This window comes from Microbacterium sp. (assembly GCF_035277845.1).
GTDB lineage: Bacteria > Actinomycetota > Actinomycetes > Actinomycetales > Microbacteriaceae > Microbacterium.
Window position 1 is genome coordinate 1 of sequence record NZ_DATEJS010000057.1, and the last position, 17,279, is coordinate 17,279.

At 69.7% G+C, this 17,279-nt stretch carries 14 protein-coding genes and 1 pseudogene; 5 read left to right on the forward strand and 10 right to left on the reverse strand.

The window, feature by feature from the left end; genetic code table 11:
* Window positions 1–686, reverse strand: a pseudogene (locus tag VJR25_RS02265) (ATP-dependent helicase); the annotation flags it as partial.
* Window positions 687–946: 260 nt separating this feature from the next.
* Here VJR25_RS02265 and VJR25_RS02270 point away from each other — a divergent pair.
* A complete protein-coding gene (locus VJR25_RS02270) occupies window positions 947–1,867 on the forward strand; it encodes an aldose 1-epimerase family protein (protein WP_324112088.1) in 921 nt (306 codons plus the stop codon).
* On the opposite strand, the gene VJR25_RS02275 is transcribed toward VJR25_RS02270, so the two are convergent.
* The 7 genes from VJR25_RS02275 to argH are packed head-to-tail and all read right to left on the reverse strand — an operon-like array spanning window position 1,836 to window position 8,974.
* Window positions 1,836–3,182, reverse strand: a complete 1,347-nt coding sequence (locus VJR25_RS02275) for an MmgE/PrpD family protein (protein ID WP_324112091.1) — start codon at window positions 3,180–3,182, stop codon at window positions 1,836–1,838. The genes VJR25_RS02270 and VJR25_RS02275 overlap by 32 nt on opposite strands.
* Entirely contained in the window at window positions 3,179–4,093 is a 915-nt protein-coding gene (locus VJR25_RS02280) for a polysaccharide deacetylase family protein (RefSeq protein ID WP_324112095.1), read from the reverse strand. Before VJR25_RS02280 ends, VJR25_RS02275 begins: the two co-directional genes overlap by 4 nt.
* Window positions 4,090–4,929, reverse strand: a complete 840-nt coding sequence (locus tag VJR25_RS02285; protein ID WP_324112097.1) for a polysaccharide deacetylase family protein — start codon at window positions 4,927–4,929, stop codon at window positions 4,090–4,092. The genes VJR25_RS02280 and VJR25_RS02285 overlap by 4 nt, the downstream gene beginning before the upstream one ends.
* A gap of 4 nt (window positions 4,930–4,933) precedes the next feature.
* Window positions 4,934–5,797 carry an ABC transporter substrate-binding protein gene (locus VJR25_RS02290; RefSeq protein WP_324112099.1) on the reverse strand — a complete coding sequence of 288 codons (864 nt, stop codon included), beginning with the start codon at window positions 5,795–5,797 and terminating at the stop codon, window positions 4,934–4,936.
* Window positions 5,794–6,612 carry an amino acid ABC transporter ATP-binding protein gene (locus tag VJR25_RS02295; protein WP_324112101.1) on the reverse strand — a complete coding sequence of 273 codons (819 nt, stop codon included), beginning with the start codon at window positions 6,610–6,612 and terminating at the stop codon, window positions 5,794–5,796. The genes VJR25_RS02290 and VJR25_RS02295 overlap by 4 nt, the downstream gene beginning before the upstream one ends.
* Window positions 6,609–7,526 carry an amino acid ABC transporter permease gene (locus VJR25_RS02300; RefSeq protein ID WP_324112103.1) on the reverse strand — a complete coding sequence of 306 codons (918 nt, stop codon included), beginning with the start codon at window positions 7,524–7,526 and terminating at the stop codon, window positions 6,609–6,611. Before VJR25_RS02300 ends, VJR25_RS02295 begins: the two co-directional genes overlap by 4 nt.
* Window positions 7,523–8,974 carry an argininosuccinate lyase gene (gene argH / locus VJR25_RS02305; RefSeq protein ID WP_324112105.1) on the reverse strand — a complete coding sequence of 484 codons (1,452 nt, stop codon included), beginning with the start codon at window positions 8,972–8,974 and terminating at the stop codon, window positions 7,523–7,525. The genes VJR25_RS02300 and argH overlap by 4 nt, the downstream gene beginning before the upstream one ends.
* Before the next feature lie 157 nt (window positions 8,975–9,131).
* On the opposite strand from argH, the gene VJR25_RS02310 reads away from it, so the two are divergent.
* A complete protein-coding gene (locus tag VJR25_RS02310; protein ID WP_324112107.1) occupies window positions 9,132–9,779 on the forward strand; it encodes a GntR family transcriptional regulator in 648 nt (215 codons plus the stop codon).
* Window positions 9,780–9,912: 133 nt separating this feature from the next.
* Complete coding sequence (locus VJR25_RS02315) at window positions 9,913–11,586, forward strand: formate--tetrahydrofolate ligase (protein ID WP_324112109.1); 1,674 nt, start codon at window positions 9,913–9,915, stop codon at window positions 11,584–11,586.
* 13 nt (window positions 11,587–11,599) lie between these two features.
* Here the strand turns inward: VJR25_RS02315 and VJR25_RS02320 are convergent, their stop codons facing one another.
* Together VJR25_RS02320 and VJR25_RS02325 are read right to left on the reverse strand one after the other, a co-directional pair.
* Window positions 11,600–14,857 (reverse strand): efflux RND transporter permease subunit, encoded by a 3,258-nt coding sequence (locus VJR25_RS02320; RefSeq protein WP_324112111.1) that lies wholly within the window; start codon window positions 14,855–14,857, stop codon window positions 11,600–11,602.
* A gap of 300 nt (window positions 14,858–15,157) precedes the next feature.
* Window positions 15,158–15,913 carry a MerR family transcriptional regulator gene (locus tag VJR25_RS02325; RefSeq protein WP_324112113.1) on the reverse strand — a complete coding sequence of 252 codons (756 nt, stop codon included), beginning with the start codon at window positions 15,911–15,913 and terminating at the stop codon, window positions 15,158–15,160.
* Between the two features lie 161 nt (window positions 15,914–16,074).
* On the opposite strand from VJR25_RS02325, the gene VJR25_RS02330 reads away from it, so the two are divergent.
* A complete protein-coding gene (locus VJR25_RS02330) occupies window positions 16,075–16,938 on the forward strand; it encodes a DUF4097 family beta strand repeat-containing protein (RefSeq protein ID WP_324112115.1) in 864 nt (287 codons plus the stop codon).
* Window positions 16,938–17,279, forward strand: a 342-nt coding sequence (locus tag VJR25_RS02335) for a PadR family transcriptional regulator (RefSeq protein WP_324112117.1), incomplete at its 3' end; no start/stop codon positions are given. The genes VJR25_RS02330 and VJR25_RS02335, both read left to right, overlap by 1 nt.

Below are 17,279 nucleotides of genomic sequence, written 5' to 3' on the forward strand. Positions count from 1 at the left end.
AAGGAACGCTGCGGGCGGTCACCGTACGAACGCTGCGGACGGTCACCGTAGTCGCGGCGAGGACGGTCCTCGAACGAACGCTGCGGACGGTCCTCGTACGAACGGCGCGGACGGTCGTCGCGGTCGCGGCGGGGCCGGTCGTCATACGAGCGCTGCGGGCGATCGCCGAAGTCACGACGGGGACGGTCGTCGAAGGAACGCTGCGGACGGTCACCGTACTCGCGACGGGGACGGTCTTCGGACGAACGCTGCGGACGGTCGTCCCGGTCGCGGCGCGGCCGGTCCTCGAACGAACGCTGCGAGCGGTCCTCGAACGAACGCTGCGGGCGGTCGCCGTACTCGCGACGCGGACGGTCCTCGAAGGAACGCTGCGGGCGGTCACCGAAGTCCCGCGACCCGCGGGCGTCGCGGGCGTGGGTGCGGATGCCGCGGGCCTCGTCGCGGCCGGCACGGTCGGATGCTGTCCAGCGGGCCTTCTTGGCGGGACCGTCGGACTCGGCCGGGCGGTACCCGCGGTGGTTCGGGCTGCGCGAGCCGGCCTTGGCCGGGGCATCCCGACGGTCGTCACGGCGCTCGTCGCGACCGAAGTCGCGCTGGCCGCCCGGACGGTAGCCGCTCTTCTTGGCGAAGCGCGGGTCGAAACTCTGCGCTCGGCCGCCGCCGGCGGGCTTCTTGTTCTTGGGCATGGGTGTGTCCTTTCGGAGTTCTCGCACGAGAACAGCGACCAGGAACGCAGAAACGCCTGATCATCCCGGACATCCGTCGGCCGGGGGCCATTCACATGATTGTCAACCGCACCGAGTGGTGCGAGACATCGGCCCCACGAGGCGACAAACAACGATCTCCGCTTGGATTGAGCGGTGCCTCGAAGCCGACCTGTCGACGATACCGGGACTGGCTGGGAGAACGCCTGCTGCGACGGACCCGGACGAGCAGAATGGATGCCGTGACCATCCCGCGCTACCCCACCGGCATCCAGTTCCTGCTCACGACACCGGACGGCCGCGCATCGGCCCGCGTCACGGAAGTCGGCGCCTCCCTGCGCGGTCTCGTCTTCGACGGCGTCGACGTGATCGCGCCCTACCCGGTGGGCATGCCGGCTCCGGCGGCGTCGGGCATCGTGCTCGCACCGTGGCCGAACCGCGTGCGGGACGGCAAGTGGACCCAGCGCGGCGAGACCTACCAGCTCGCCATCACCGAGCCGAAGTTCCACAACGCCTCGCACGGCCTGCTCCGCTTCACGGCCTACCGCACGGCCCGCAAGACGCCGGACACCGTGACCCTCAGTGCCGACGTCTTCCCGCAGACCGGCTACCCGTTCCACATCACCTGCGAGGTGACGTATGCCCTGAGCGACACGGGACTCGCGGTGCACCATGTGCTCACCAACGTCGGCGATCGGGATGCCCCGGTCGCCCTCGGAGCCCACCCCTACCTGACCCTCGGAGACCTGCCGGGGAGCGACATCGTGGTGCACTCCCCCGCGGATTCCCGCTACGTGACCGACGAGCGGATGCTGCCGATCGACCTGCGGCCGGTGAATGCCGCCACCGACATGCGTCAGCCGCGCGCCCTCGCCGACCTCTCGCTCGACACCGTCTACACCGACCTGCACCGCGATGCCGACGGCCTCGCCCGCACCACCCTCACCGCGCCCGACGGGCGCCGCGTGACGCACTGGCAGGGCGAGGGCTTCGACTTCCGCGTGCTCTACACGAACCCGGGATACCCGGGCCGCGACACGGCGATCGCGATCGAGCCGATGACCGCGCCCACCGACGCGCTCAACTCCGGCACCGGCCTGCGCTGGCTGACCCCGGGCGAGTCGTGGACCCTCAGCTGGGGGATCGAGTACTCCGCGGGCTGACCGACGCGGCCCGAGGGCAGGCCAGCACAGCTGAGTCGACCCAGCGCTGCAGGGTCGCCGCGCCGTCGGCACCGATGACCGGCACGGCGAGGCGAGCGAACTTCCGACGAACCTCGAGCGCGGTCAGCGGATCCTCCTGCCCACCGCGGACTCGGGTGCCTCGCCGCCGGTGGAGGCGCCCCCGGGCGCGCACCTCGACGAGCGGCTCGGCATCGGCCGCGGGGTCCCGGACGACCACGATCTGATCCAGCCGGTCTTGCACCCGCTTGCTGTCGAAAGCGTCGAAGTCGTGCGGCATCAGCCCGGAACCGTCGAGCACGAGAGCCGCCGCGATCGGCAGACTCATCCGGGCTTGGGCGGCGTCCCGGGGGCGCGCCGGACAGATCATCGGCCGCAGGAAGTCGCTGACGTGCAATCGCACCTCGGCCACCTCCGAAGCGTCCACATCCGCGTCGCGCAGGATGCCGGTGAGTGCGTCGATCGCGGAGTGCGCGCTGCGGCACACCGCGTACGGTTTGATCGCGGAATGACGGAAGTGCCATGTGGAGCCGAGCTCCGCGGTCAGCCGTCCCACGGCTCGCGGATCGCCGCCATACGCGCGCAGGAACCCTCCCCAGACATCTTCGAAGACGTGGAGCGGTCCGGTTGCACCGCCAGCCGCCAGTAGCGCCGCCTCGAGTCCCGCGCGCGCGGCGTTGCCGGCGTGGAGCTGCTTGGTCATCGCCCCGTCCGCGGCGAAGGCCCAGGTGCCGGCCGCGGCGCTGGCCGCGATGCCGAGCGCCGCTGCCGCCTGCTCAGCCTCCAGCGCCAGCATGACGGCGGATGCTGCGGCCGCGGCGAACACCCCGCATGTGGCGGTCGAATGCCAGCCGCGCCCGTTGACCTCGTCGTATCCGCCGAGGGCGAGTTGGACCCGGCGGCCGACCTCGTATCCGGCCACGAGCGCCGGCAGGAGGCGCGACAGCCGCTGCCGATCGGGTCCATGGTTCAGCGACCACAGCACGGGCACGACGACCGCGCCGGAGTGGTCGCATCCCTCCGTGTCGTCGATCTCCAGGCTGTGGGCGGCGACCGCGTTCGCGAAGGCGGCATCCCGGGCTTCCCGCGTCTCGTCGGTGCCGGGCAGGGGCACCGGCCCCGGGGCGGAGTGCACGGCGCGCGCCACCGCGGCCACGCGCTCACCCTGTCCGGCGACCATCGCCCCGAGGGTGTCGAGCAGGTGGTTCCCGGCCTGGTCGACGAGGGAGTGCTCGAGCCCGGCCATCGGCATTCCGGCGAGCCAGTCGCCGAGGTCGACCGCGGCGAGGCCGCTCACGACGCGGCGTCGCTCACGACCGCCTCCGCCGTCGCACCGCCGGCGGCCAGGCGTCGGAACAGCCGATAGGGGTGGTCCACGTCGTCCGCCGCCGGCTGCCACACGGACCTCACCTGGCTGCACGTCGCGAACCAGACGTCGTGCTGCTGCATGCGCTCGAGAAGGCGGCGCAGCAGTGCGGCGCGGCCGGGCGTACCCATGATCTCCGCATTCAGGCGCAGCAGGAAGAGCGTGTTCCACCGGCGGGCGGCGTCGAACTCGGTGATCCAGTTGCCGAGCACGGTGCGATGGCTTGCGATGCGGGACTGCCCGGGCGGGAACGGCGGGTCGAGGTTGAAGCCCAGGTACTGGAGGTCTTCCAGTTCGTACCGGAACGGGATCTCCAGCATGTCGCCGGTGTCATCCAGCCAGAACGGCCGGTCATCCGCGGGGAGCGAGGACGACCAGGTGAATCCGGATGCGGTCATCGCCTCGATGAAGCGCGGATGCCATTCCCCCGCCGGAATCCGGAAGCCGCGCGGCGCTTCGCCGGTGATCGCACCGAGGGCATCGCGACCGCCGAGGATCTCGTCGATCTGCGCGGACAGGCCGAGCCCGTCGAAATCACGGTGGGCCATCCCGTGGCTTGCGAGGTCGCCGCCGGCGGAGTGGATCCTCTCGACCAGCGCCGGCTGCTGCGTCGCCACGAGTCCGGGCACGAACCACGTCGCCGGCACGGCCAGCTCGGCCAGCACCGCGCGCAGCCGGTCGGCGCCATGATCCGGCCCGTACTGCCCGACGGATCGCGACTTCAGTCGCGTTGCGTGGGCCGGATCCATGCTGAGGAACGGCAGGTCGCCGTCGACGTCCACGGTGACCACGACCGCACACTCGGCAGCAGCGGGCCATCCGTTCGGTTTCGACTCGCTCACAGAGGGTTCCTTTCCGCCCAGGCCCGCGCGACATCCGCGCACGTGCGCACGACGATGCGCTCGTCCGCGGCGACGCCGGTCAGGAACTCTTCGAGCATGAGTGCGCGTCCGGGCGTGCCGATGACCTTCGGATGCCAGATGGTCGGCACGGTCAGCCCCTCGGCGACGGCCGCGTCGAGTTCGTCGCGCCACGTGTCGAACGAGTCGCGATAGTCCGCGACGCGGTCGAGCCCCGACGGGAAGTTCGGGCCGCGGTGATACGCGAAGCGCGTGTAGTCGTCGAACAGCGACTTCGCCGGGATCTCGACCAGGGTGCCGCCGTCATGGCGGAAGGGCCGGTCGCCGTTGCGCAGCGAACTGGAATATTCGAAGCCGGCTTCCTCGAGCAGCCTGGCGGTCGACGGATGCCAGTCCCCGGAGGGGGCCCGGAAGCCGGTGGCGACCTGCCCGAGCTCACTCGCGAAGATCCGCTGAGAGTGGGCGAGGACCTCGCGCTGCTCCTGCTCGCCAAGCCCGAAGAACACCTCGTGCCGATGCCCGTGGTTCGCGATCTCGTGCCCCTCGGACACGATCCGCCGGCACAGATCCGGCCAGTGCTGCACCACCCAGGACGGTGTGAAGAAGGTCGCCGCGAGCCCGTTGCCGCGCAGCATGTCCAGGATGCGCGGCAGCGCGCGGTGGGTTCCGTACGCGCCGAGGCAGAAATAGCCCGGCTTGTTCCAGAGGGCGCCGCTGAGCATCGCGTCGCCGGTCGGGCCGTCGAGGTCGAAGGCGAGGACCAGCGTGGCGTGGTGCGCCACGCCGGTCCCCGCCTGGACGGGTGAGGTGGGACTCACGGGATCACTTGACTCCGTTGATCGCGGGCGCCCGGAGGCCGTATGCCACGCCACCGGTCTCGAGGATCTTCTTCATGGTGCCGTCGTCCACCATCGCCTTCAGCTGAGCGAGCACCTTGTTCTCGAGAGCCGTGTTGCCCTTCGCGAACGCGGCACCATACGGAGTCTGGTTGACGGGGCTCAGCACCTCCGGGTACTTTCCGGGGCTCTGCTTGTTGAAGTACACGAGGTTCTCCGCGCCCTGGACGGCCAGCAGCGCCCGGCCCTGGTCGAGCTGCAGGCGTGCGGCCGCCCCCGAGTCGGTCGCGACGATGTTCACCGCGGGGTGCCCGGCGTCGACGCACACGGTCTTGCTGAAATGCTGCAGCGCCGGGTAGTAGTCCGTCACCGAACTCACCGCGACGGACGTGCCGCAGGCATCCGTGTCCTTCGTGAAATCCTTCGCGTGCGCGGCGGTCGTGTAGAAGCGGCCCTGCGAGTTGAAGTAGTCGATGAAATCGAGGGTCTTCTGCCGGTCGACGGTGTCCGACATTCCGGAGAACACGATGTCGACCCGGTTGGTGCGCACCGAGCTGATGAGCTGGTCGAACTTCTGCTGGACGAAGTTCACCTTCAGACCCAGCCGCTTGGACAGCTCGGTGACCAGGTCGACGTCGACGCCGACGAGCTTGTCGTCGGATGGGTTGAGATACTCCATGGGCGGGAAGTCCGGCGACAGGCCGACGGTGAGCACACCGCTCTGGATGGTCTTGACCTTCGAGTCGGCGGCCGTCTGGTTGCCGACGATGGCGCCGCTGCAGGCGCTGAGCCCGAGGGCTGCGGTGAGGGCGAGAACGGCGGTCGCCGCCGCGCGAGAGCGCATCTTCATTCTTGGTCGCTTCCTTCGCTGGTGTGGGGATTGAGGACACGCGCGAGGAATGCACGTGTCCGGGGGTTCTGCGGGTTGTCGATGACCTCGGCCGGGCTGCCCTGCTCGACGATCACGCCACCGTCGACGAAGACGACCCGGTCGGCGACCTCGCGGGCGAAGCCGATCTCGTGGGTGACGACCATCATGGTGAGACCGCCCGCGGCGAGTTCCTTCATGACCTTCAGCACCTCCCCGACGAGTTCCGGGTCCAGCGCGGAGGTGGGCTCGTCGAAGAGCATGACCTCCGGCTGCATGGCGAGGGCGCGCGCGATGGCGACCCGCTGCTGCTGCCCGCCGGACAACTGCCGGGGGTAGGCACCCGCGCGGTCGGCGAGCCCGACCGTCTCGAGAAGGGGCATCGCGATCGCCTTGGCGGCATCCGTCCGCATGCCGCGCACGATCCGCGGCGCGTGGATGACGTTCTCGAGCACGGTCATGTGCGGAAAGAGGTTGAACCTCTGGAACACCATTCCGATCTCGCTGCGCTGGCGCGCGATGTGCGACTCGCGCACCTCCTGGAGCACGTCCGGCGACGACGTGCGCCGATGACCGATCACGTGGTCGCCGACGAAGACGAGACCCGACGTCGGCTGCTCGATGAAGTTGACGCAGCGCAACAGGGTGCTCTTGCCGGACCCGGACGGACCGAGGATGCACACCACCTCTCCGCGGTGCACGTCGAGGGAGATGCCGCGCAGCACCTCGTTCGCACCGAAGCTCTTGCGGATGTCCTCGAGCCGCACCAGCGGCTGCTCCTGCGCGATCAGGCTCATGCCGTCCTCCTGCGACCGGTGAAGAACCAGCGCAGGCGCTGGAGGGGCGTCATCGGCAGCGACCTGCTGGAGCTGCCCTTGGCGAAGTGCCGTTCGACGTAGTACTGGATGATCGACAGCACGGAGACGGCGATGAGGTACCAGATGCCCGAGACGATGAGCAGCTCCATGATCATGTTGTCGACCAGATAGATGTGCTGGGCCTGGTTCAGCACCTCGGACGCGCCGATCGCCGACGCGAGCGAGGTGGTCTTGAGCATCCCGATGACCTCGTTGCCGATCGGCGGCAGGATCACCCGCATCGCCTGCGGCAGGACGACGGTGCGCATCGTCGCACCGGAGGTCAGGCCGAGCGCCTTGGATGCTTCGGTCTGTCCCTCGTCGACCGAGAGGATGCCGGCCCGCACCACTTCGGCGGTGTAGGCGCCCTGGTTGATGCCGAGACCCAGGATGGCGGCCAGCAACGGCGTCACGACGTCGACCGTCCGCCACTCGATGACCCCCGGCACCCCGATGAGCGGGAAGACGAGCGCGATGTTGAACCAGAGCAGCAGCTGCAGGTACACCGGCGTGCCCCGGAAGAACCAGACATAGAGCCAGGCGATCCCGCTGACGACCGGATTCGACGAGAGCCGCATCACCGCCACGAGGACGCCGAGCAGGATGCCGATGATCATCGAGACGACGGTGAGCACCACGGTCACGCCGAATCCGGAGAGGATGGCGGACGCGGTGAGGTAGGACCCGACGGTCGCCCAGTCGATCTGGGCCGTCGCGAAGGCGAAGACGATCGCTGCCAGGATCGCGACCGTGACGATCCCCGCGATCCACCGTCCCCAGTGGCGCACCGGGTGGATGCGGTAGCTGACGGGAGCCGTCGCGGCGGCCGGCATCTCGGTCGTCGGCGCGGTCATGCTGTCGGCTCCAACCGGACGAAGCCGTTCAGCGACTCCGCGACCGACCGCCGGATGCGCTCCACCTGGGCGGCGACGTTCGCGGGCGCCGTTCCTCCCGGGCCCGAGCGGCGCGCCAGCGCGGACTGAACGCTCAGGCGTTCCAGCGCGGACTGCGTCAGTCGCTCGTCGATGGCGATCGCGTCGTCCAGGGTGAGCTGTTCGAGCACGAGTCCGTGGTGTTCGCAGTACTGGACGGCGCGCCCCGCGACATCGTGCGCCTCGCTGAACGGCACCCCCTGCTCGGCCAGCCAGTCGGCGAGTTCGGTGGCGAGGGTGAAGCCGGCCGTGGCCTGGGCCGCCATTGTCTCGGCGCGCACGGTGAGCGTCTCCACCATGCCGGTCATCGCCGGCAGCACCAGGTCGAGCGTGTCGGCGCTGTCGAACGCGAAGTGCTTGTCCTCGCCGAGATCCCGGTTGTACGCGAAGGGAAGGCCCTTCAGCACGGAGAGCATGCCGGTGAGGTTCGCGATCAGGCGCGCGCCCTTGCCTCGAGCCAATTCGGCGACGTCCGGGTTCTTCTTCTGGGGCATGATCGACGACCCGGTCGACCAGGCGTCATCCAGTCCGATCCAGCCGAACTGCGCGCTCGCCCAGAGGCACAGCTCCTCGGCGAGGCGGGAGACATCCGTCGCCGTCATCGCCGCGGCGAAGAGGAAGTCCGCGACGTGGTCGCGGCTCGAGACGCCATCGATCGAGTTGACGGAGAGGCCCTCGAACCCCTGCTCCCGTGCGGCTTCGAGCGGATCGCGGCTGAGGGGGTTGCCCGCCAGCGCGGCTCCGCCGAGAGGCGACAGCGCGGAGGACCGCCACGCGTGACGCAGACGCTCCACATCGCGGCTCAGCGCCGCCGCGTGCGCCAGCAGCTGGTGTCCGAACGTGATGGGCTGCGCGGGCTGCAGATGAGTGAAGCCCGGCGCCGGCACGGCCCCGGTCTCCTCAGCCCGGCGGATGAGTGCCTCGATGAGCGCGACGACCTCGACGGCGAGCTGTGCCGAGGCATCCCGCAGGTAGAGGCGCAGCTCGTTCGCGGTCTGGTCGTTGCGGGAGCGGCCGGCGCGGAGCTTGCCGCCGAGGTCTCCCAGCTCGGCCACGAGCAGACGCTCGAGATAGCCGTGGACATCCTCGTCGGAGGAGGTCTGGCGCAGGTCGCCGGCTTCGTGGCGGGCGACGATGTCGTCCAGGGCGGACTCGATGGTCGTGCGCTCGGACTCGGTCAGGATGCCGGCGCGCACGAGCTCGCCCGCGTGGGCTTTCGAGCCGATCGCGTCGTATCGCACCATTCGGAAGTTGTCCGCGGGGCTGCGCGACAGGTCCTCGAGGGCCGTCGCCGACGGTCGGGCGAACCGCCCACCCCAGAGCTTTCCCGGTTCGTGGGTACTGGCCGGGCGTGTTGTGGGGACGCTCATCCGTCCCTCCCTTCTCCCCTGAAGAGCAGTAATGTCTGACAATATTCACGAGATTGGTCGCCCATGTCAAGAGAATGTCTGATAATTTTGAGGAACCAGATGATCGGGCGATCTGAGAGCATTGGTCTCAACCGCCGTGCTGGGGAAGGTGCGAAAGATGACACGGGTGTCACCGACTGCTGAGACCGTCGCCGAGGTGATCCGCAGCGCGATCGTGTCGGGCGAGCTTCCCGGAGGAGCGGCGGTCACCGAGAAGTGGGCGAGCGAGAAGTTCTCGATCTCTCGCCTGACGGTGCGCGAGGTGCTCCAGTCGCTCATCGCCGAGGGGTACCTCGCCCGCCGCCCGTACCACAGCGCGCACGTGCGTGAGTTCAGCGAGACCGAGATGCACGACATCCTCGGTGCGCGCGAACTGCTCGAGGGGTATGCCGCGACGCGTTCGGTGAACGCCGCCGAGAAGGACCGGCAGCGACTGCGCGAAGCCCTCCACGCCTACCTCGCCGCGATGGACGGCGACGACGTGTCGGAGGCCGCCCGCCGCCATCGTGCTCTGCACGTCGCCCTGGTCGGGATGGCCGGCAACGAACGGCTGGTGCGTCAGGAAGAGCAGCTGATGGTCGACTCCAGCATGATGGTGGCGGTCATCGACGCCCGGCGCGACGACGTGGAGAAGATGAAGCGCGTGCACACGCAGCTCGTCGACGCGTTCCTCGAGGGTGATCAGCAGCTGGCGGCGCAGCTGGTGCGCGAGCACCTGCACATGGTCGACAAGGCCGCCGTCGAGGAGCTCGCCGGCCGGCGCTGACTCCGGATCCGCGTTCCGACTCGCTCGGCCCGCGACGCGACCGCGGCGGACTCGAGTCCTAGGCTGGCAGAACGGCTGAACCGGCCGTGTCCGAGGGCCCGCGTCACCCGTGCGGGCCGGAGAGGGTTCGACGATGAGCCTCAGCAACATCGAGATCGCGCAGTCCGCCCGGATGCTCCCGATCGGGGAGGTGGCCGCCGGGCTCGGCATCCCGGCCGACAGCCTCGAGCCGTACGGCCGGTTCAAGGGCAAGGTCTCGCTGCCGTATCTCGCGTCTCTGCAGGATCGCCCCCAGGGCAGGCTCGTGCTGATGACCGCACTGTCGCCCACCCCGGCGGGCGAAGGCAAGACGACCACGACCGTCGGACTCGGCGACGCGCTCACCCGCATCGGCGAGAAGGCCATGATCTGCCTGCGCGAGCCCGCGCTGGGGCCGGTCTTCGGCATGAAGGGCGGCGCCGCCGGCGGCGGCTACGCGCAGGTGGTGCCTATGGAGGACATCAACCTGCACTTCACCGGCGACTTCGCCGCGATCGAGTCCGCCACGAATCTGCTCGCCGCGCTCATCGACAACCACATCAACCACGGCAACGCGCTCGGCATCGACGCCCGCCGCATCACGTGGCGGCGCGTGCTCGACGTGAACGACCGGTCGCTGCGCGATGTGGTGATCGGCCTCGGCGGCGCGGGCAACGGATTCCCCCGCGAGTCCGGATTCGACATCGTGGTGGCGTCCGAGGTGATGGCGATCTTCTGCCTCGCGGTGAGCATCGCGGACCTGCGCGAGCGACTCGGCGACATCGTCGTGGCCTACACCCGGACGCGGATGCCGGTGCGCGCCCGCGACCTCGACGCCCACGGCGCGATGACCGCCGTGCTGCGCGACGCCCTGGCGCCGAACCTCGTGCAGACGCTCGAGAACACGCCCGCGTTCGTGCACGGTGGCCCGTTCGCGAACATCGCGCACGGCTGCAGCTCGGTGATCGCGACGAACGCGGCGCTGCGGCTCGCCGACTACGTGGTGACGGAAGCCGGGTTCGGCGCCGACCTCGGGGCGGAGAAGTTCGTCGACATCCTCTGCCGCACCACCGGCCTGCGCCCGTCGGCCGCGGTCATCGTCGCGACCGTCCGTGCCCTGAAGTACCACGGCGGCGTCGACGTGCCCGACCTGCCCGCCGAGAACGTGGCCGCGCTCGAACGCGGCATGATCAACCTCCGCCGGCACCTGCGGACCGTCCGCGACACGTGGGGCATCCCCGCGGTCGTGGCGATCAACCACCGCGCCGAGGACACGGAGGCCGAGGTGGCGGCCGTCGTCGCCGGCGTCGAGGCGGTCGGGGCGACGGCGATCGTGGCCAGGCACTTCGCCGAGGGCGGAGCCGGTGCGGAGGAGCTCGCCCGCGAGGTGGTGCGCCTGTGCGACCAGCCGTCCGAGCTGAGCTTCACGTACCCGGACGAGCACACGCTCTGGGACAAGATGAAGGCGATCGCCACCCGCATCTACCACGCCGAGGACATCATCGCCTCGACGAAGGTGCGCGATCAGATCCGCCGCCTGCAGGACGAGGGGTACGGCGACTACCCGGTGTGCGTCGCCAAGACCCAGTACTCGTTCTCGACCGATCCGAAGCTGCGGGGCGCCCCGGCGCACCACGTGGTCGACATCCGCGAGGTGCGGCTGGCAGCCGGCGCCCGCTTCATCGTGATGATCTGCGGCGACATCATGACGATGCCGGGTCTTCCGGTCACGCCGGCCGCGAACACGATCACGGTCGACGACTCCGGGCGCATCATCGGCCTGTTCTGAGGCCGCGGACCGGTCAGGATGCCGCGCGCGATGCGTCCGCCAGCTCGGCGGCCGCCTCGACGCGGGCGCGCTTCGCGGCCCGACGGTCGCGGCGGCGCTCCTTGGCGCCCTCGACGAGGTTGTAGAGCGTCGGGAGCACCAGCAGCGTCAGCACGGTCGACGACACGAGCCCGCCGATCACGACGATCGCGAGCGGCTGCGAGATGAACCCGCCGTGCCCCGTGATGCCGAGCGCCATCGGGGTGAGCGCGCAGATCGTCGCGAGGGCGGTCATGAGGATCGGGCGCAGGCGCCGCGATCCGCCGGCGATGACCGCATCGTGCGCGCGCAGGCCCTTCTCGCGGTACTGGTTGATGAGATCGACGAGCACGATCGCGTTCGTCACCACGATGCCGACGAGCATCAGCACGCCGATGAGGGATGCCACGCCGAGCGGGACGCCCGTGACGATCTGCAGCCCGATGGCGCCGGTCGCAGCGAACGGCACCGAGATGAGCAGCAGCAGCGGCTGCCGCAGCGACCGGAACGTCGCCACCATGACGATGTAGACGATGAGGATGGCGGCGAGCAGGGCGAGGCCGAGCTGGCCGAACGCCGTGGACTGCTGGCTGGACACGCCGCCGATCGTCGCGGTCGCGGACTGCGGCAGGTCGGCGCCGTCGAGCGCCTTCGCCACCGACGCGTTGGCGACCGACAGGTTGTCGGTCGACGGGGTCGCGGTGACGGTCGCGGTGCGCTGGCCGCGCTCGGTCGTCACCGACGTGGGTCCCTCGGTCTGCCGCACGGCGGCGAGGGAGTCGAGACGCACCTCGCCGGTCGCGGTGGGGATCTTCAACGCCTGCAGCTGCGCGATCGTCGTCGGGGCATCCTTCGTCTGCAGGTACACCGTGAGGTTCGTGGAGTCGATCTCGACGGTGCCCACCCGCTGGGGCTGCATGGCGCTCGAGACCATGCCGCTGATCGCGGACTCGGTGAGGCCCTTCTCGGCCGCCTTCTGCCGGTCGACGACGACGCCGATGTACGGCAGGTCGGCGGAGAGGTTGCTCGTGACCTGGCCGATGCCGGAGGCCGTGCGCACCGCGCTCTCCACGGCGTGCGTCGCGGTCGCGAGGGTGGCGGCATCCGGCGCGGAGATGTCGACCTCGATGTCGTTCGAGCTGAAGCTGTCGGACGCCTGCACGGCCAGCGTGCCGACGCCGGTGAGCCCCGCCACGGCATCCTTCACGTCGTTCTGCACCTGCGTCTGGTCGGCGTCGGGATCGGTGGTGATCGAGTACGTGATGCCCGCGCCCCCGCCCGAGAACGCGTCGCGCAGGGCGGACCCGGTCGATCCGATCGACGTCTGCACGGTCTGGATGCCGTGGATGCCGCTGATCGCCTGCTCGACGGTGCGGGATGCCGCGTCCTCCGCCGCGAGGGACGGTGCCGCACCGAGGTCCTGGGTCATGGTGAACGTGTTCTGCCCCGAGTTGCCGAGGAAGTTCGTCTTCATGAGGGGTGCCGCGGCCAGGGTGCCGGCGAGCACCAGCACCGCGATGACGATCGTCACCCAGGAATGCCGCAGCGTCCACCGCAGGATCGGCAGGTAGCCGCGCTGCAGACGCGAGGGCGGGGCGTCCTCCGACTCGGGGTCGACCGGATTGCCGGCCGCGTCGACCAGCGCCTTGCCGGGCTTGAGGAACCAGTAGGCGAGCACCGGGACGATCGTCAGGGCGACGAAGAGGGACGCCAGCATCGCGATGGTGACGGTCAGCGCGAACGGCCGGAACAGCTCGCCGGTCACGTCGCCCACGAACGCGATCGGCAGGAACACCGCCACCGTCGTGATCGTCGACGCCGACACCGCCGTCGCGACCTCGCGCACGGCGCGGGTGATCGCCGTGAGCTTGAAGTCGGCTGGGCCCACGCGCCCCGAGGCTCCGGGCGACGCGCCAGCGGCGTCTGGAGTGGGCGTGGGGATGCCGACGTAGTGCCGCTTGATGTTCTCGATGACCACGATGGAGTCGTCGACCACGCGGCCGATCGCGATCGTCAGGGCGCCGAGCGTGAGGATGTTCAGCGAGTACCCGAACGCCTCGATGCCGATGAAGGTGATGAGCACGCTCGTCGGGATCGAGATCGCGGCCACGAGGGTGGAGCGCACCGACAGCAGGAAGATGAAGATCACGATGACCGCGAACAGCAGGCCGAGCAGGCCCTCCTGGGCGAGCGAGTCGATCGACTGCTGGATGTAGGGAGCCTGGTCGAACACCACCGTGATGGTCGCGCCGTTGAGTTTCTTCTCGAGCGTCGGGATCTCGTCGCGGACGGCCTTCGAGACGTCGACGGTGTTCGCGGACGGCAGCTTGGTGACCGCGACGGTGAGCGCGCTGCGGCCGTCCACGCGCGAGATCGTGGTGACCGGGTCGCGGTCCTCCACGACGGATGCCACGTCGCCGATGGTCTGGATCGCGGGCGCGGCGGTCACGGTCGGGGTGGGGACGAGCCCGGAGGGGAGGCCGGTGGGCCGCTGCTGCGTCGGCGCGGTGGCAGCGGGGATCAGCGGCAGCGCCTTGATGGCGTCGACGGAGGTGAGGCGCTGACCCGACTGCACGGTGAGGGTCTGCTCGTGCTGCGTGACGCTGCCGCCGGGGAACAGCACGCCGTTCTGCTGCAGCGCGGAGCCGATCGACTGGGTGCTCAGCCCGGCGGCGGCGAGCTTGGCGGCATCCGGTGTGATCGTCACGCGGGAGCCGCGCCCGCCGACGACCTGAGCCGCATTGACCCCGGTCAGCTGCTCGAGGTCGGGAACGACGTCGTCGTCGAGCACGGTCTGCGTCTGCTGGGCGTTCGCGAAGCCCGTCACTGCGAGCTGGATCACCGGGAAGTCGTCGATGTTCGCGGCGATGACGCTCGGGTCGACGCCCGCCGGCAGGGTGTCCTTGATGCGGTCGATCGCCAGGCTGACCTTCTGCTCGGCGGTCGTGAGGTCGGTGCCGTACACGAACGACGCCTGCACGATCGACGAGTTCGTGGTGCTCGTCGCGCTGGACTTGTCGAGGCCGTCGACGCCCTGGATCGCGTTCTCGATGGGCGTCGACACGTCGTTGGCGACGACCTCGGGCGAGGCACCGGGGTAGTTCGCGACGATCACCAGCTGCGGGAACTGGATCGACGGGATCAGCTCCTGCTTGAGGTTCACCAGGGCGAGTCCGCCGAACACGGCGGCGACGATCGTGATGAGGGCGATGAGGGCGCGGTTGCGCAGGCTCAGCACGGCAAGCTTCGACACGGGATGCCTTCGAGTCGCGTGGATCGATACGGAGGTGTATCGGGCTCAGTATCGCACGCGCACCTTGAGCCTCCGCGAAGGATGCCCCGCGCTCTGCCCTCCCGCATCCCGCCCCACCGCGCCCCGTCCCCTCCGTCGCTCAAGGGTCACGATCTGCGGGTGCAACCAGCAGAACGTGACCCCTGAACAGCGGGCGGCACGGCCCCACATCGTTCGTCGCCACTCCCCACAGTGCTCAAGGGTCACGATCTGCGGGTGCAACCAGCAGAACGTGACCCTTGAGCGCGGGAGGCGAGGCGCTTACAGCTCGCGGTCGGCGTAGGCGCGCAGGGCGTCGCGCACGAACTCGGCGCCGGACTGGCCGCCGTAGTTCTTGCCGAAGCGGGGGTCGGCGACGTACATGTCGCCGAGACCCGTGACGTACGCCTTCAGGTCGCCGCCGTCGCCGGCGGGCGTGCCGGGCACGCCGCGCAGCCAGTCGACGTGACGGGATGCCAGCGCCTGCGCCTCGGCGGAGTCGGCCGGGATGCCGCGGGTCGCGGCATCCTGCCAGTCTGTGTTCAGCTGGGCGACCTTCGCCTGCCAGGCCGCCTTCTCGTCGGCGCTCATCGAGCGCCACCAGGCGTCGCTGCGGGCGTAGGCGTCGGCGCCCCAGCGCTCGACCACCTCCTCCTTGTACTGGGTGTGGTCGAAGCCGTCGAACATGTCGTGTGCCATGAGGGGTTCCTCTGCTTTCAGCGTGGTGATGGTGCGGATGACGGAGGCGATCTGCCGCGCGAGGCGCCCCTGCTCCTGCTGCAGCCAGGCGAGGTGGGCGCTCAGTGCCTCGACCTCGCTGGTCTCGCGGTCGAGCACCTCGCCGATCTGCTCGAGTCCGAGCCCGAGCTCGCGCAGCAGCAGGATGCGCTGCAGCCGCACGAGGGCCGTGTCGTCGTAGTGGCGGTAGCCGTTCGCGGCGATCCGCGCCGGCGGCAGCAGCCCGATGTCGTCGTAGTGGCGAAGAGTGCGACTCGTGGTTCCGGTCAGCCGCGCGACCTCCTGAATGGACCAGTCCATCGGCCCTCCTTCCTGCTGATCCCAGGCTAGAAGTTGACGCTGCGTCAAGGTCAAGCGGTCTTCGCGAAATTCTCGAAACGACCCTCGACAACTCGAGATATATCGTGTTACAGTCATGCCAACGCGATATATCGCGACTCTGACTCACCCAGGAGGATTCCATGACCACCGAGAAATGGCTCATCCAGCCCGGCGGGACGCGCGTCATCGATCTCGACGACATCCGCACCCTCAAGGTCGGGCTGGTGCGCGGCCAGGTCGACATCGTCGCCCACGACGAGCCGGGCGTGCGCATCGAGGTGCACGACGTCAGCGGCAAGGACCTGCGCATCGAGGCCACCGACGACTTCGTCGAGATCGACCACCCGCAGCTGCGGTGGGACAACTTCCTCGAGGTCTTCCGCAACTTCGGCAACGCCGGCCCGCGCGCCGAGATCAGCATCGCGGTCCCCCGCCGGATCGCGCTCACCCTCGGCGTGGTGTCGGCGAACGCCCTCGTCAGCGGCATCCGTGCGGGCGCGAAGCTGAACACGGTCTCGGGCGACATCATCGTCGACGACGCCGAAGGCGACATCGTCGTCAACGCCGTCTCGGGCGACGTGCAGGCGCGCAACCTCGTCGGCACCCTCAACGCCAACAGCGTGTCCGGCGACGTGGCCGTGCAGGGTTCGGTCCGCAAGACCACGATCGACACGGTCTCTGGCGACATGATGGTCGACAACGCGGGCGACGCGCACCAGATCAGCTTGAACACCGTCTCCGGCGGCACCACCGTGCGCCTGGACCGCGACCTCGCGGCGAACTACGTCATGCGCAGCGTCTCGGGCCGCGTGCTCGTGGACGGCACCGTCCGCTCCGGCCACGGCAGCGGACCCACGACGAACTTCACGGGCTCGGCCGGCGAGCTGAGCGGCTCGTTCGTGGACGTGCGCGTCAACTCGGTCTCGGGCAACATCACCGTGCTCCGCCGGGCGACCGCTGATGGGCAGGATGCCGCGGCATCCGCCGCCGACGGGAGCCTCTGATGCCTCCGCTGTTCTCGCACGGCGATCTGCGCCTGTACCTGCTGAGCCTGCTCGACGAGTCGCCGCGCCACGGGTACGACCTGATGCAGGCCCTCGCCGACCGCACCGGCGGCACCTACACGCCGAGTGCCGGCACGGTCTACCCGCGTCTCGCGAAGCTCGAGGAGGAGGGCCTGGTCACCAAGACCGTCGACGGCCGCAAGACCGTCTACGAGATCACGGATGCCGGTCACGCCGAGGTCGCGGCCCGCGCCGACGAGCTGCAGGGCATCGAGGACGGACTCACCGACTCCGTCCGGGCCCTCGCCGACGAGGTGCGCGGCCGCGTGCGCGAAGCCATG